Raw genomic sequence first — 13,049 nt, 5'->3', positions numbered from 1 at the left:
CAGGCCACCCGTCGCCGACTTTGGACGACGACGAGCTTAAGAAATGGTCCACGCGCCCCAAACTAAAGGCTATTCACCAGACGGTGCGAGACATTTTTCACGACCGTATAATGATGCAATCCTTCGGCTCCACCCTCGCGGCCAAGTCCGCTATCCTTGACACCGCCGAAGGGGGTTTCGGGCACAGACGCTTCGAGCGTGTTAATCGAGACGTTTCCAGCTTCCAGACCTGACATGAGACGGTCCACATTTTCCGCTGAACTGGCAAAACCATATGCCGCCAGACCGAACGGCAGCGCATTCGCCTTTTCAATGGCCGCATCCAGAGACGCAACCGGATTGATCAGCGCCAGCGGGCCAAATGGCTCCTCCGACATTACACGGGCATCATCCGGCAACTCAGCCAGAGCCGTTGGGGGGAAAAAATAGCCATTATTCTTCAAGCGTCGGCCACCGAAAAGCAGTTTCGCACCCTTGGCCTCGGCATCGCTGACCAACTCTTCCAGTGCCATGACGCGACGGTCATTGGCGACAGGGCCCATCTGGACCCCTTCATCCATGCCATTACCGACGCGGATTGATTGCGCCGTCTCGATGAAGGCGGCGGTGAAGCGCTCATAATGGCTTTCATGAACAAAAAAGCGGGTCGGCGAGGTGCATACCTGACCGGAGTTGCGGTATTTACGGCGCGCCGAGGCGATACCCGCGACAACCGGATCGGCATCCTCGCAAACGATGACGGGAGCGTGGCCGCCAAGTTCCATCAGCGCCGGTTTCATGTGGCGTGCAGCGATCTCGGTCAGATGTTTGCCAACGGCAGTCGATCCGGTGAATGCGATTGCCCGGATTTCAGGTCGAGGAATAAGAAACTGCGAAATATCTGCGGGCACGCCAAAAACCAGATTCAGCACACCGGCTGGCAGTCCCGCATCTTCGAACGCACGCGCGATATAAGTAACGGCGGTCGGTGTTTCCTCGGAAGCTTTCAGGATGATGGAGCAGCCGGCGGCCAGGGCCCCAGCAATCTTGCGCGCTGGCTGGCTCATCGGAAAATTCCACGGCGCGAACGCTGCAACCGGCCCGATCGGCTCATGCAAGACGATATAACGAATACCGGGTGCGCTCGGAATGACACGACCATAGAAGCGAATGCATTCGCCAGCATCCCATTCGAAGAATTCGCAGCCTCGAATAACCTCAAGCCGGGCTTCGGTGATCGGCTTCCCGTTTTCCAGCGTGATCGCGCGCGCAATCTCTTCCTGCCGTTCGCGCATGAGCGCCGACGCCTTCATGATGATCGCAGCACGGGCCGCAGGCGCAGTATCGCGCCAGATCTGATACCCATTCCACGCCGCCTGAAGTGCCGCCTCCAGATCTTTCCGCTCCGCGACCGCAACCTGCCCGATTTCGGTTTCATCCGCAGGATTGATAATGGGAAGCGTATTGGCGGTCTTGCGCCATTCACCGCCTATGAAAAGCTGCACGTCGGATTTTTGCATCAGAAAGCCTCTGCAATCTAAAAATTCGGGCCAGGCCCAGATCATCGTTACAGTCAGAATGGGATGTTTTAATTCATGCGACAATTCATCTTAAAACCATATATCCATGAGGATTATCGCATAAATTGGTGTGTACATTGACGGGTTCATCTGCGCGAAACCGCCAGCCGCGCATGTCACGCGGCCGCTCGATTTCCTTTTGGAAGTCAGTCAGCCGATATTTCGAATACCCGCGAGCAGAGCCTGCGACATCTCGGTTTCAGGCGCGCACCAGTCCATCAGAATATTGTAATGATTCCGGTTTGCGACCTCGATTGCCTTCGCTTCTCCGCCTGCTGCAGTCCAGCAATCGGCATAAGCGCGCGACTGGCGTTTGAAGCCGTCCGCTTCATCTTCTGACCATGCCACCGTAATCGGACAACCGCGCACCGGAATGTGCCGGATCGGGCTAAGTTGATCGACATCGGCAGGACTGAGATTGAGCCACTCCTGGGGGAAACTCGCCGCCAGTGGCGCAAGCTCGAAAAGCCCGCTGACCGGCATGGCAAACTTCACAGTATTCGACGGCAAACCGAAATCGCTATGCCAGCCTTCCGCAAGAAGTGCACCGACAAGATGACCACCCGCCGAACTCCCTCCAACCGATATCCGGTCGGGATCAAGGCCGTATTCCCGTCCGCGATGCCAGACGAAGGCGAGAGCGGCCCGCACCTCGCGTGTTATTTCCGCGAGCGATGTTTTCGGCGCCAGACGATAATCAACAACGACGGTTGCAATACCTTCGGCCGCAAGCATTGCCGCCATCATGGCGGAATCTTCCTTTGATAGAGCCCGCCAGTAGCCCCCGTGAATGAACACGAAAACCGAACTTATTCTGTTTCGGGAAGAAGGGCCGAAAATATCGATCCGTTGTCCGCTTTCTTCGTCATAAACCACGTCGAAATGCTGACCCCAATCAGCCCGAGGCGCGACACTTGCCTCGCGATAGCGCACCATCTCAGCGGCGAAGGCCTCGGCAGAAACGGTAGCCTTGGCATTGTAATCGCGATCAAGTCTGGCAGGGTCGAAACCTGCTTCTTCAGCCAAGTTTATCATGCGTTGAACCCGCTGATAACGCTTGCCACATTCGCGGGCTGTTCAAGTGTCGGAAAATGAGTCGTACCAGGCAGCTTTTTAGGATGGAACCAGGGATTGCGTGCCGCAAAATCCACCTGAGCCTGCGTATATTCCGGTTCAAACGGCTGTGAATAGATATGGGTGATTGGTCGGGTTTCGCCCATAGCCGCCATTCGTTGCATCGGGCTGCCCCATTTGCGATAGGCTTTGCCGATCTCCCGCCCTGAGCGGGCCCACATTTCATAGGAATAACCCGCCATCTCGTTGTTCACGTGATTGACGATATCGGTATTCTTGATGTCGCCTATCCAATAATCGAAGAAGCCAGTGCGTCCATTCTCCCAGACTTGCCGGTCCTGAATACCGTCGATCAGTTCGAAGAAGGTTTCGTTCGGCTGGTTCATAATCCAGTCGATAACGACCGATTTCGGCACGCGCCTGGCTCCCAGCCGGTCGGTGACTTCAATATTGGCCCAGCCACCATGGGAAGTCGAAACCGGAAGAAAGGTCTCAAGCTCCAGTGCATCGACGAAAGCGACGAGATCGTCGGCTTGCTGGTTGATGTCGAAATCGCCGTCATGTTCGCGATGTTCACCGTGACCGCGCCAGTCGAAGCGGATAACGCGGTGTTCTTTCGCCAGCTCCGGCACCAGTGTCTTGAACAGGCGGTGATCCTGGCACCATCCAGAAAGCAGCACGATGGCCGGGCCGCTTCCGGTTTCATCCCAGGAAAAAACATTGTTGCCAATTTTTGTCGAGTTCATAGAAATCTCCATCATCCGGCGTTTCACGCTGCGCCTGTTGGAATGTGCAAAGCGGTCTTCATACGTTCCGCTCCAAGCTGAGCGCATTTCCCTGTAATTTTCAGCACTTGCGACCGCACGTCGTCGGGCCAGTAATTCATGTCGCCAAGCTGCTCTGCGGTATCCTGCGTATGTTCGGTCATCGGGCGTTCACGCGCCTCCCAGGCGGCCAGCGCTTCGGTCACATCCGCATGTTCATCCAGCGCAACGGCCAGCCCCAGCGCATTCATCAGAGCGCAACCCCCGCCTTGTCCCAGATATGGAGGCATCGCATGAGCACCATCGCCAAGGATTGCCACCCGGCCCTTGCTCCATGATTTCAACTTCAGGACTTCGAATGCGTCCCACCGCCCAGCATCACCGAAACGGGCAATCAACGGTGCAAGATGCGGGAAACTTTCAGTCCACAGCGCGGTATCGACAGGCGTGCGATAAGCCATCTCGTCTTCAACCGATGCACAGAGCGCGATATAGAGATCGGTTTCGCTGGCCGGTGTATAAAGAATACGGCGCGAGCCTGAAAAATGCTCGATATAGCGCGGCAGATCTTCAACTGGCGCATCCGCGCTGTCACGTTTTATCATCATGCGCACGGCACCGTAGCCGAGCGGCTTGCGGTACATCATGAGATCGAGCGAATCCCTGACCTTCGAATTGATGCCATCCGCCCCGATAACCAGATCGGCGGCAAGCCGTTTACCGTCAGCCAGCAGCAATTCGCCTTCGGGCGTTGCACCGACAGCTTCCGTTCCGGTAACCACCTCGACTCCGGCACGACGCGCAGCATTGAGCAATGCCGTCAGCAATGTCTCGCGCAGAATCGTTATAAGGCGCGCTGGTCCGTTGCCATTAATCGGAATCTCTTCCATCGTTTCATTGAGGTGATCGCGCGTATGGAACTCCGGTCCCTCATGAGCGCCGATCACGGCTTCATCATAGGCGCCCAAGGCCTTGAGTACATGCAGGCCATTGCTCCAGATATAAATCCCGGCGCCGAAAGTGCGCAGATTGGGCGAGCGCTCATGCACCCTTACACTCCACCCGCGCTGTGCGAGCGCTGTAGCAGAAGCCAGCCCCGCAATTCCCGCGCCAGCGATCTCCGCGTGACGTTTCGTCATTCCAATTCTCCTCAACCCATTTCGAAGAGAGAGTTCCAAGTCCTGCCGACAAAGGAAAGTGAATTCTGACCGCGACAGATATGAGGAAATAGAATATCTGTGAGGAGGCATATCCTTGAGGAGGCGATATGGCATTGCTCACCAACCATCTGACAATCCGGTATATCCGCATTATCGATGCCATCGAGGAGGAGCGCAGCATTGCGCGAGCCGCCGACCGGTTGAACGTTACTCAATCCGCCGTCACCAAGGCTTTGCAGGAAATCGAAGCCCTGACCGGGTTACGGCTTTTCACACGCACCAACAGGGGTGTCGTCCCGACCCACGCGGGCATGCAACTGACCACAGATGCCAGGCGTCTCCTTGCTCATCTTATGGTGGCCGAACAAAATCTTGCCGATCTGCGCGACGGCACAGGCGGGCGACTGGCCATCGGAACCCTGCTTTCGGCGTCTGCCGATCTGCTTCCCCGAGCTATTGCCAAGATCCGGCATGACAATCGCCGCATCGTGGTCAAAGTCGTGACGGGAACAGATGATGTGTTGATACCAGCTTTGCGGGCAGGCGAGCTGGACATGGTGATAGGCCGCCTTTCCGAGCGGCACGAACCGGTCAATCTCGTGCAGGAGGTTCTGATCCCCGATAACGCCGTCGTCGTTGTGCGGCGCGACCATCCCCTGACGCTACGTCCCGCACTTCGCCTCCACGATCTGATCGAATGGGATTGGATATTACCGCCCAAGGAAACCAACCTACGCCTTCAGATCGACCGCGCCTTCCGGGAGGAAGGCGTACCGCCGCCCGCGCAATCCGTCGAATCCGTATCGCCCCTCATCAACAAGGGATTGCTTTTGCAGGCAGACTATATTTGCGTCATGCCCGCACAGGTCGCACGGATTGAAGAAGCCTCCGGCCAGCTTGCGGTCTTGCCCGTAAAGCTTGGCGCGACCTCTGGTTTTCTGGGGATCACCGCCCTGCCTGAAAGCAATCGGTCCGCCACGGCAGACCTGTTCATTCAGGTGCTTCGGGAAATTGCCCGGGCAAGCTGATGCAAGACCTCGCTCGTCGCAATATCTGCTTCATTGCCCTGCTCTGATATTCCTGAACCTCATAGCAGTGCGAAGAGTGTTCAGTTTACGGGCTTCAGGTTTCAGCATGAAATGACCAGCAAGACCTCCTGTCCGAAACCGCGCCTCCAAGCGCAGGACAGAGAAAAGGTCATGAAGGGCAATCAAGAGAGGAACTTTCATGCTCAAGCTTTCGCTGCTTGGTGCTTCGGCACTTTACCTGTCTCTGGCCGGGACTGTCGCGGCCTTTGCCAAGGAACCCGTTACCATCGGTATGATTACAACCCTGTCCGGTCCGGCCGGTTATCTCGGGCAGGATATTCGGGACGGCTTCCAGCTAGCAATTGATCAAAATGGCGGCGAACTGGGAGGAAAACCGGTCGCGCTCAAAGTCGAGGATGACGGCCTCAAACCGGGCAATGCCAAGCAGATTGCCGAAGCCATGCTGACCGAACAGGGCGTAAAGCTTTTTACTGGCATGGTGTTTGCCAATGTCGCTGGCGCAGCTCTTACCGATATTCTCGATGAAGGCGGCATCTATGTCAGCCCGAACACTGCCTCTGCCGAATTTGCAGGCAAGGAATGTCACCCAAATTACTTCGTCAGTTCCTGGCAGGATGACAGCCAGGGCGAAAGCGCTGGCGCATTGGCGCAGTCAATGGATTATCCTTCGGCATTCCTGATCGCGCCGAACTATCAAGCCGGGCGCGAGACGATGGATGCGTTCAAGCGCTTCTACAAGGGCAAGATCGTCGGCGAAGTCTACACCCAGTTGGATCAGACCGATTTTGCCGCAGAAATCGCGCAGATTCGCGCTGCAAAGCCATCCATGGTCTACGAATTCGAACCGGGCGGCATGGGCATTGCGTTTCTGCAGCAGTATCAGCAGTCAGGTCTGCTGAAAGAAATTCCGATGGTCGTTCATCCGGCATCGCTCGATCAGGTCATCGTCAATGTGGTTGGAAAAGCAGCCGACGGTGTACGGGTGACAAGCCACTGGAACGACGACTTCGACAATCCGGAAAACAAGAAATTTGTTGCAGCGTGGAAGGCGAAATTCGGGGATCGCCCAATCACCTATTATGCCGCACAAGGCTATGATGCAGCGTTGATGATGGGAGCGGGTCTTGCTGGCGTCTCTAGCGAAGACATTGATGCCAAGACTTTCCGCAAAGCATTGCTTTCCGCGCAAATTCCGTCCGTACGCGGAGAATTTAAACTGGGACCGAACCAGCATCCTGTTCAGGACTGGTATGCGCTCGGAGTTGCCGAAGACGCCAATGGCAAACCCTATCTGAAGACAGAGAAAAAGGTTCTGACTGCGCATAACGACATCTATGCCGCACAATGCAAGATGGATGTGGAATAGGATTTCCGAATAGCGAATGCCCCGCTGATGCGGGGCATTCTATTCGGAGAATGTATCAGATGACCGTCGTGACGACACGGTTCTCGATCGCGCGCGCAAGGTTGAGCGCGGTCATTTCGGACGATTTCGGGTTGGTTGCAAGCGGACCATTTTCGAAACGCAGATGCATCCTGCCGAAATCACCTTCGGCAATGATCTCGTGCATGTTGAGGCGCGCCGCCGGGTCTGCAACCAGTGTGACGCGGGTGCGATCGAGACCAATCCCCGCAAGCGAAGTAATCACCGCGACATTGGCATTTTGCGGAAAGGCATCCGCAGCCTTGCGGGCCGTATCTGTGAAGAAGACCGTGGCGTCACTGATTTCATCGAGCGGTATCAGTTGAGCGGCCAGTGTGCCTGCCCATGCTTTTGCAGGCTTGATGATGCGATGTTCGACGCTTGCAATTGAAAGTCGACTTGCTGCAGAAAGCGCGTCGATCCCGCCCAGCGCGCCGGGTGGAATAATAAGTTTCGCACCACTGGCCGCGGCAGCATCCTTTAGCTTTTGAAACAATGCATCGTCGACGAAAGCCGATGTCGATGAAACCGCGAAATCCATTCCAGCAGAAAGCGCCGCCTCGCCCCATGGCAAGACGCTGGAGCGCCCTGCTGCCTCAACCACAAGACTTGCCCCGTTGACCACAAGCTCTGCAGGATCTTCGATAAGCACGGCACCGGCGGGCAGTCCTTCACGGGATGCTGACCTGTCGCGCACTGCGACGGCTGCAATTTTGACGGAACTGTTCCGTTCGGCCAGAAGCTCTGCAACCCGTTTGGCGATAGCGCCCCATCCAACGAGGATGATTGTCTCAGATACCGACATAGGCATGCACCTGGTCACGGTCACGTTCGAGATCGGCGCTCGTCCCGCGCCAGACCGTTCGGCCTTTCTCGACAATATAATGGCGATCCGCCAGCCGTTTCAAAACGGCTATATTCTTGTCGATCAGGAGGATGGACTGGCCCATTTCGCGCAACTGCATGATGCAGTGCCAGATTTCCGTGCGGATGACGGGGGCAAGACCTTCCGTCGCTTCATCGAGGATCAGAAGATGTGGGTTCGTCATCAAGGCACGCCCGATTGCCAGCATTTGTTGTTCGCCGCCCGAAAGCGTCCCCGCCGTTTGATCCGCCCGCTCCTGCATGCGCGGGAAAAGCGCGTATATCTTGCTGAGATCCCAGGGCGATTGCCGCTTGCAGCGGTTCGATGCAGTTGCAACCAGATTTTCCCGCACCGTAAGGGTCGGGAAAATCTGCCGTCCCTCCGGTACGAGACCGACACCGAGACGCGCTACTTTTTCCGGAGTATAGCTGGTCGTGTCGCGCCCCGCGATCTGGACTTGGCCCCCTTTGGCGGTCAGCAATCCCATCAAAGTGCGTATGGTGGTCGTCTTACCCATGCCGTTGCGACCCATTAGGGTTACCAGTTCCCCCTCATTCACTTCCAGCGAAACGTCAAATAGTACCTGCGAATGGCCGTATGCAGCCTGAAGTCCTTCTATTTTCAGCACAGTTCCTCCTCCCCGCCGAGATAGGCTTCCCGTACAGCTTCGCTCGTCCGTATGTCTTCTACAGTACCCGTCAGGATGACGCGGCCATAGACCAGCACCGATATGCGGTCAGCCAATGCGAACACGGCCTCCATGTCATGCTCGACGAGCAGCATCGAAACCTTGCCGCGTAAGCCCTGCAGAAGCTCGATCATCTCCTGGCTTTCAACATGGCCGAGGCCGGCCATCGGCTCATCGAGGAGCAGAAGCTTTGGCTTTCCTGCCAGCGCCATGAGCAGTTCCAACTGCTTGCGTCCGCCACTCGACAGATCGCCTGCCAGCTTTTCCGGATGGTTGGCCAGACGGCTTCCGGCGAGTATTGCGTCAACCTCACGCCAGATGGCACTGCGGCTTTTAAGACTGTCAAGAATCCGGAAGTTGTGCCCCTCGCGCGCCTGTACCGCCATTGCGATGTTCTGGCGCACACTCATATCGTTCAGAAGCGTCGATATCTGGAATGTGCGTCCCAGTCCGCGCCCGACACGTGTGGCTGCCGGCAGTTTGGTGATATCCTCACCCATCAGGCTGATCGTCCCTGAAGTGGGCGTCAGTTCACCGCAAAGCTGGTTGATGAGTGTAGATTTACCCGCCCCGTTCGGGCCGATCAGGGCATGGATATGCTCCTCCGCAACGTCGAGCGTCACATGATCCGTCGCGACCAGACCGGCAAAGCGCTTCACCAGATCGTGGACCTGCAATATCGTATTCATGCGGGCACCTCCACTTTCCGGCCTTTACGAAACTGACGGCAAAGCGCGCGCCAGCCGCCGACAATGCCGCCTTTGGTTCCCAATACGACGACAAGCAGAATGATGCCCAAGGCGAGCTGCCAATGTTCGGTCCAGGAGGCGAGATAGGTCTGGAGGATCAGGAACGCGGCCGCTCCCCAGATGGGACCGAAGAAAGTGCCGACACCACCCAAAATGACCATCACCATCAACTCACCCGATTTGGTCCAGTGCAGCGTATCCGGGCTCGCAAAACGCATAAAGATGGTGAGAAGGGCTCCGGCCAGACCAGCGCCCATTCCGGCGAGGACAAAGCCGTAGAGCTTGTAGCGATAGGTTTCGATCCCCATCGCCGTCATGCGTCGCTCGCTCTGGCGAATACCGGACAGCACCGCGCCATAGGATGAATGCACGATCCTCCAAAGGAAGCCGAAGTACAGGATCATCGAGACGAGGATGACATAATACATCGTCGTTTTGTCACGCAGGCTGAGGCCGAAAAGATCATTTGCCCGGCGGACAATGATACCGTCTTCGCCGCCATAGGTTTTCAGCGAAACAAAGAGGAAGAAGAGCATCTGGGCAAAGGCGAGTGTAATCATGATGAACTGCACGCCCGAAGTGCGCAGTGCCAACGCACCAATCACCAGCGCGACAAGGCCTGCCACCAGCATTGCCGCTGGAACGGTGATCAGGAACTGGTCGGAACCCGGAATGAAGCCGAAAAGCAGCGTCTCTTCAGCGTGGTGAAAATAAAGAATGCCCACGACATAGGAACCAATGCCGAAGAATGCAGCATGACCAAAAGAAACCATCCCGCCATAGCCAAGGATCAGATTGAGGCTGGCTGCGGCGATGGCATAGACCATAATCCGGGCGACGAGGCTGGATGCAGCCGTTTGCCCCAGCGCTTCGGCCCCAAAGGGGAAAAGTGCGAGCGCCACGCAGCCGAGAAAAACAAACAAAACGCGATATGACATGAATCAGGCTCCCACCGGAAAGAGGCCTCTCGGGCGGAACAGAAGAACGATGGCCATCAACAGATAGATGCCCATGGAGGCGATGCCCACACCGAGTGCGTCGGCCTCGGCCCCCGCCATGACGTGGCGCAGAATGGAAGGCAGAAAGGCGCGCAGGCAGGTATCGATGATGCCGAGCGAAATACCCGCGATGAATGCCCCCTTGATCGAACCGACGCCGCCGATAACCACGACGACGAAGGTAGCAAGCAAAATCTGTTCGCCCATACCAACCTGAACAGCAAGGATCGGCCCGGTCATGAAGCCTGCAAGGCCCGCGAAAGCCGCGCCAAGTGCAAACACCAGCGTATAGAGCAGACGGATGTCCACGCCGAGCGCACGCACCATATCGCGATTGGTCGATCCTGCGCGAACGAGCATGCCGATCCGGGTGCGGTTGATGAGCAGGTAAAGACCGCCGGCAACCAGCAAACCTGCCACAATAATGAGCAGCCGGAACGGTGGATAACTCAGCCCTGGGAACAGCTCGATCGGCTGGGAGAGTGATGCTGGCAACTGCGTGAAAATCGGCTGACGGCCGAAGATCAGCACAGTCAGCTCATTGAAAATCAGAATGAGCGAGAAGGTTGCAAGCACCTGATCCAGATGATCGCGCTGATAGAGTTTTCGCATGATGCCAAGCTCGATCATGATGCCGGCAATTGTCGTGGCTAGAATTGCTGCGGGCAGACCAAGCCAGAAGTTCCCCGTCTGCACAGCCACCCATGTGCCGATAAAAGCACCTATCATATAGAGCGAGCCGTGAGCGAGGTTGATGACGCCCATGATCCCAAAGATCAGCGTCAGCCCCGCTGCCAGAAGGAACAACATGACGCCGTAGAGAAGGCCATTCAAAAGTTGCTCAAAGATGAGTGTCATTGGAGGAAACGACCTTCATAAGAAATGAAAAGAAGCGTGGCGCGCACTTTGGCGCGCGCCCGGGCGGCGACTGTCAGAGCTTGCACTCTGCTGAATAGGAATCACCGTAATTTTCGATCAGCTTCTTCTTGATCTTGGTGGTCGGATTGCCATCCTCACCTTTGACTACATCAAGGAGATACCAGTCCTGCAGCGGATGCTGGTTAGGACCGAAGGCAAAATTACCTCGGACCGACTGGAAATCAGCCTTTCGCAGGGCTTCGCGCACCGCGTCAATATCATCAACCCCGCCGGTCTGTTTCAATGCCGAAGCAATCAGCCGGGCCACATCATACCCTTGTGTGCCGTAATAGGTCAGTGGCCGGTCAGGATAAGCGGCCTTCCACTTTGCCACGAGTTCCTTGCTCGCGGCATTGTCGAAATCCGGGCTCCAATGACTGGTGGCCAAAAGTCCGATTGATGCATCACCTAGCGATTTGAGGATCACAGCATCGCTGGACGGTTCGGAAAGAACCATAGGAATCTTGCCGAGAAGACCGGCCTGCTGGTACTGGCGCATGAACGCAATGCCCATACCGCCCGGGTGAAACTGGAAGACCACATCGGGATTGGCGGCGCGTATCTGGGCCATCTCTGCCGAATAATCGGTCTGATCAAGTTGAGTGTAGATTTCACCAACAACTTCGCCCTTGAACCGGTGCTTGAAGCCCGCCAGTGCATCCTTGCCCGCCTGGTAGTTCGGCGCGAGAATGAAAGCACGCTTGAAGCCTTGCTGCTCCGCAGCAATGCCCGATGCCTCATGTAGCGAGTCATTTTGCCAGGAAACGACGAAGTAATTGGCATCGCAACCCTTGCCCGCCATGTTCGACGGCGCGGCGTTGGCACTGATATAAATGCTGTCATTGTCGACAATATCCGGCACTGTTGCACCGGCTACATTCGAGAAAATAATACCTGTAAATAGTTTGACGCCATCTTCCGACATGAACCGCTCGGCGATCTGTCGTCCGTTTCCGGGCTTGGCCGCATCATCCTCGACCTTCAGTTCGACCGGCACGCCGCCGAGTTTGCCGCCTTCTGCGTCGATGGCAAGCTGCATGCCATCGCGCACGTCCTGCCCGAGATAGCCTCCCGGACCCGATAGGGTCGTTATCACACCGATCTTGACCGGTTCGGCGGCAGCAGTGCCAGTCGTCAACCCCGCCAGCAAGCCGATCATCATGAGTTTGCTTTTCATTTTATTTCCCCTTGTCTTTTTATGCCTGTGCATGGACGCCCGACCGTTTCGTCGGGCGCACTCCATCAAAGTGCAACCCAACCTTCAGGCGGGTTCTTGCCAGGATGAACGGTGTTGCAATGTGGGCATGTCCGCAGTTTCTCATCGTTGTAGAAAGCTGCATAGAGCGGCGGTAGATCGTCGACGATGGATTCCAGATCTACTTCTGCGCGATGAACGAGGCCGCTGCATTCGAAGCAATACCATTCTACCGCATCGAGAGCGCCTTCAGGACGGGCCGGTTCGATGACCAGACCGACGGAGCCTTCCTGCGGGCGCTGCGGCGAATGACGGACATGTGCCGGCAGAAGGAAGATATCGCCTTCGCGGATTGGCACATCGTAAAACTCACCCGTCGACGTATCGTGCAGCTTCAGCAGCATGTCGCCTTTGAGCTGATAGAAAAACTCTTCGACCGGATCGTCGTGATAATCGGTACGCTTGTTCGGACCGCCGACGACTGTGACCATCAGGTCCGCATCCTTGAACACCAGCTGATTGCCGACAGGAGGCTTCAGCAGGTGCTTGTGTTCATCGATCCATTTTTGAAAATTGAAGGCGCTTAGTTTTGTCATTCTTGTTCCCC

General features: G+C 56.4%; 13 protein-coding genes. 2 read left to right on the top strand and 11 right to left on the bottom strand.

The annotated features are described in order from the left end of the window. Positions 1 to 62 precede the first annotated feature (62 nt). The 4 genes from CQZ93_RS16335 to CQZ93_RS16320 form a co-directional block, all read right to left on the bottom strand. On the bottom strand, positions 63 to 1,499 hold the full coding sequence (locus CQZ93_RS16335) for an NAD-dependent succinate-semialdehyde dehydrogenase (RefSeq protein WP_105543683.1): 1,437 nt from the start codon (positions 1,497 to 1,499) through the stop codon (positions 63 to 65). Positions 1,500 to 1,709: 210 nt separating this feature from the next. Next, positions 1,710 to 2,594 carry an alpha/beta hydrolase gene (locus CQZ93_RS16330; RefSeq protein ID WP_105543682.1) on the bottom strand — a complete coding sequence of 295 codons (885 nt, stop codon included), beginning with the start codon at positions 2,592 to 2,594 and terminating at the stop codon, positions 1,710 to 1,712. Next, the gene (locus tag CQZ93_RS16325) at positions 2,591 to 3,379 is read right to left on the bottom strand and encodes an alpha/beta hydrolase (protein WP_105545174.1); all 789 of its coding nucleotides are present in this window, start codon (positions 3,377 to 3,379) and stop codon (positions 2,591 to 2,593) included. Before CQZ93_RS16325 ends, CQZ93_RS16330 begins: the two co-directional genes overlap by 4 nt. A gap of 23 nt (positions 3,380 to 3,402) precedes the next feature. Beyond that, positions 3,403 to 4,536: an FAD-dependent oxidoreductase gene (locus CQZ93_RS16320; protein WP_105543681.1), complete on the bottom strand. Its 1,134-nt coding sequence runs from the start codon at positions 4,534 to 4,536 to the stop codon at positions 3,403 to 3,405. Positions 4,537 to 4,664: 128 nt separating this feature from the next. Here CQZ93_RS16320 and CQZ93_RS16315 point away from each other — a divergent pair, with 128 nt between their 5' ends. Continuing rightward, a complete protein-coding gene (locus tag CQZ93_RS16315; RefSeq protein ID WP_105543680.1) occupies positions 4,665 to 5,585 on the top strand; it encodes a LysR substrate-binding domain-containing protein in 921 nt (306 codons plus the stop codon). 199 nt (positions 5,586 to 5,784) lie between these two features. Further along, positions 5,785 to 6,972 (top strand): ABC transporter substrate-binding protein, encoded by a 1,188-nt coding sequence (locus CQZ93_RS16310; protein ID WP_105543679.1) that lies wholly within the window; start codon positions 5,785 to 5,787, stop codon positions 6,970 to 6,972. A 55-nt stretch (positions 6,973 to 7,027) separates the two neighbouring features. Here CQZ93_RS16310 and CQZ93_RS16305 read toward each other — a convergent pair whose 3' ends face one another. The 7 genes from CQZ93_RS16305 to CQZ93_RS16275 all read right to left on the bottom strand — a co-directional run bounded on the left by CQZ93_RS16305 (position 7,028) and on the right by CQZ93_RS16275 (position 13,038). After that, the gene (locus CQZ93_RS16305; protein WP_105543678.1) at positions 7,028 to 7,834 is read right to left on the bottom strand and encodes an aspartate dehydrogenase; all 807 of its coding nucleotides are present in this window, start codon (positions 7,832 to 7,834) and stop codon (positions 7,028 to 7,030) included. After that, positions 7,821 to 8,522: an ABC transporter ATP-binding protein gene (locus CQZ93_RS16300; protein ID WP_105543677.1), complete on the bottom strand. Its 702-nt coding sequence runs from the start codon at positions 8,520 to 8,522 to the stop codon at positions 7,821 to 7,823. The genes CQZ93_RS16305 and CQZ93_RS16300 overlap by 14 nt, the downstream gene beginning before the upstream one ends. Then, the gene (locus tag CQZ93_RS16295) at positions 8,516 to 9,271 is read right to left on the bottom strand and encodes an ABC transporter ATP-binding protein (RefSeq protein ID WP_105543676.1); all 756 of its coding nucleotides are present in this window, start codon (positions 9,269 to 9,271) and stop codon (positions 8,516 to 8,518) included. Before CQZ93_RS16295 ends, CQZ93_RS16300 begins: the two co-directional genes overlap by 7 nt. Then, positions 9,268 to 10,269: a branched-chain amino acid ABC transporter permease gene (locus CQZ93_RS16290; RefSeq protein ID WP_105543675.1), complete on the bottom strand. Its 1,002-nt coding sequence runs from the start codon at positions 10,267 to 10,269 to the stop codon at positions 9,268 to 9,270. Before CQZ93_RS16290 ends, CQZ93_RS16295 begins: the two co-directional genes overlap by 4 nt. 3 nt (positions 10,270 to 10,272) lie before the next feature. After that, a complete protein-coding gene (locus tag CQZ93_RS16285; protein WP_105543674.1) occupies positions 10,273 to 11,187 on the bottom strand; it encodes a branched-chain amino acid ABC transporter permease in 915 nt (304 codons plus the stop codon). A gap of 73 nt (positions 11,188 to 11,260) precedes the next feature. Then, the gene (locus CQZ93_RS16280) at positions 11,261 to 12,424 is read right to left on the bottom strand and encodes an ABC transporter substrate-binding protein (protein ID WP_105543673.1); all 1,164 of its coding nucleotides are present in this window, start codon (positions 12,422 to 12,424) and stop codon (positions 11,261 to 11,263) included. A gap of 65 nt (positions 12,425 to 12,489) precedes the next feature. After that, positions 12,490 to 13,038 carry a 3-hydroxyanthranilate 3,4-dioxygenase gene (locus CQZ93_RS16275; RefSeq protein ID WP_105543672.1) on the bottom strand — a complete coding sequence of 183 codons (549 nt, stop codon included), beginning with the start codon at positions 13,036 to 13,038 and terminating at the stop codon, positions 12,490 to 12,492. Between the last annotated feature and the right edge of the window lie 11 nt (positions 13,039 to 13,049).

Source organism: Ochrobactrum vermis (assembly GCF_002975205.1).
GTDB lineage: Bacteria > Pseudomonadota > Alphaproteobacteria > Rhizobiales > Rhizobiaceae > Brucella > Brucella vermis.
Note: the sequence above shows the minus strand (reverse complement) of the source record. Positions and strands in the feature narration are given on the sequence as shown.

What these genes read in the sequence shown, in the direction of transcription:
- CQZ93_RS16335 (WP_105543683.1), bottom strand. Translation starts at nt 1,499, where the DNA reads ATGCAAAAATCCGACGTGCAGCTTTTCATAGGCGGTGAATGGCGCAAG.
- CQZ93_RS16330 (WP_105543682.1), bottom strand. Translation starts at nt 2,594, where the DNA reads ATGATAAACTTGGCTGAAGAAGCAGGTTTCGACCCTGCCAGACTTGAT.
- CQZ93_RS16325 (WP_105545174.1), bottom strand. Translation starts at nt 3,379, where the DNA reads ATGAACTCGACAAAAATTGGCAACAATGTTTTTTCCTGGGATGAAACC.
- CQZ93_RS16320 (WP_105543681.1), bottom strand. Translation starts at nt 4,536, where the DNA reads ATGACGAAACGTCACGCGGAGATCGCTGGCGCGGGAATTGCGGGGCTG.
- CQZ93_RS16315 (WP_105543680.1), top strand. Translation starts at nt 4,665, where the DNA reads ATGGCATTGCTCACCAACCATCTGACAATCCGGTATATCCGCATTATC.
- CQZ93_RS16310 (WP_105543679.1), top strand. Translation starts at nt 5,785, where the DNA reads ATGCTCAAGCTTTCGCTGCTTGGTGCTTCGGCACTTTACCTGTCTCTG.
- CQZ93_RS16305 (WP_105543678.1), bottom strand. Translation starts at nt 7,834, where the DNA reads ATGTCGGTATCTGAGACAATCATCCTCGTTGGATGGGGCGCTATCGCC.
- CQZ93_RS16295 (WP_105543676.1), bottom strand. Translation starts at nt 9,271, where the DNA reads ATGAATACGATATTGCAGGTCCACGATCTGGTGAAGCGCTTTGCCGGT.
- CQZ93_RS16290 (WP_105543675.1), bottom strand. Translation starts at nt 10,269, where the DNA reads ATGTCATATCGCGTTTTGTTTGTTTTTCTCGGCTGCGTGGCGCTCGCA.
- CQZ93_RS16285 (WP_105543674.1), bottom strand. Translation starts at nt 11,187, where the DNA reads ATGACACTCATCTTTGAGCAACTTTTGAATGGCCTTCTCTACGGCGTC.
- CQZ93_RS16280 (WP_105543673.1), bottom strand. Translation starts at nt 12,424, where the DNA reads ATGAAAAGCAAACTCATGATGATCGGCTTGCTGGCGGGGTTGACGACT.
- CQZ93_RS16275 (WP_105543672.1), bottom strand. Translation starts at nt 13,038, where the DNA reads ATGACAAAACTAAGCGCCTTCAATTTTCAAAAATGGATCGATGAACAC.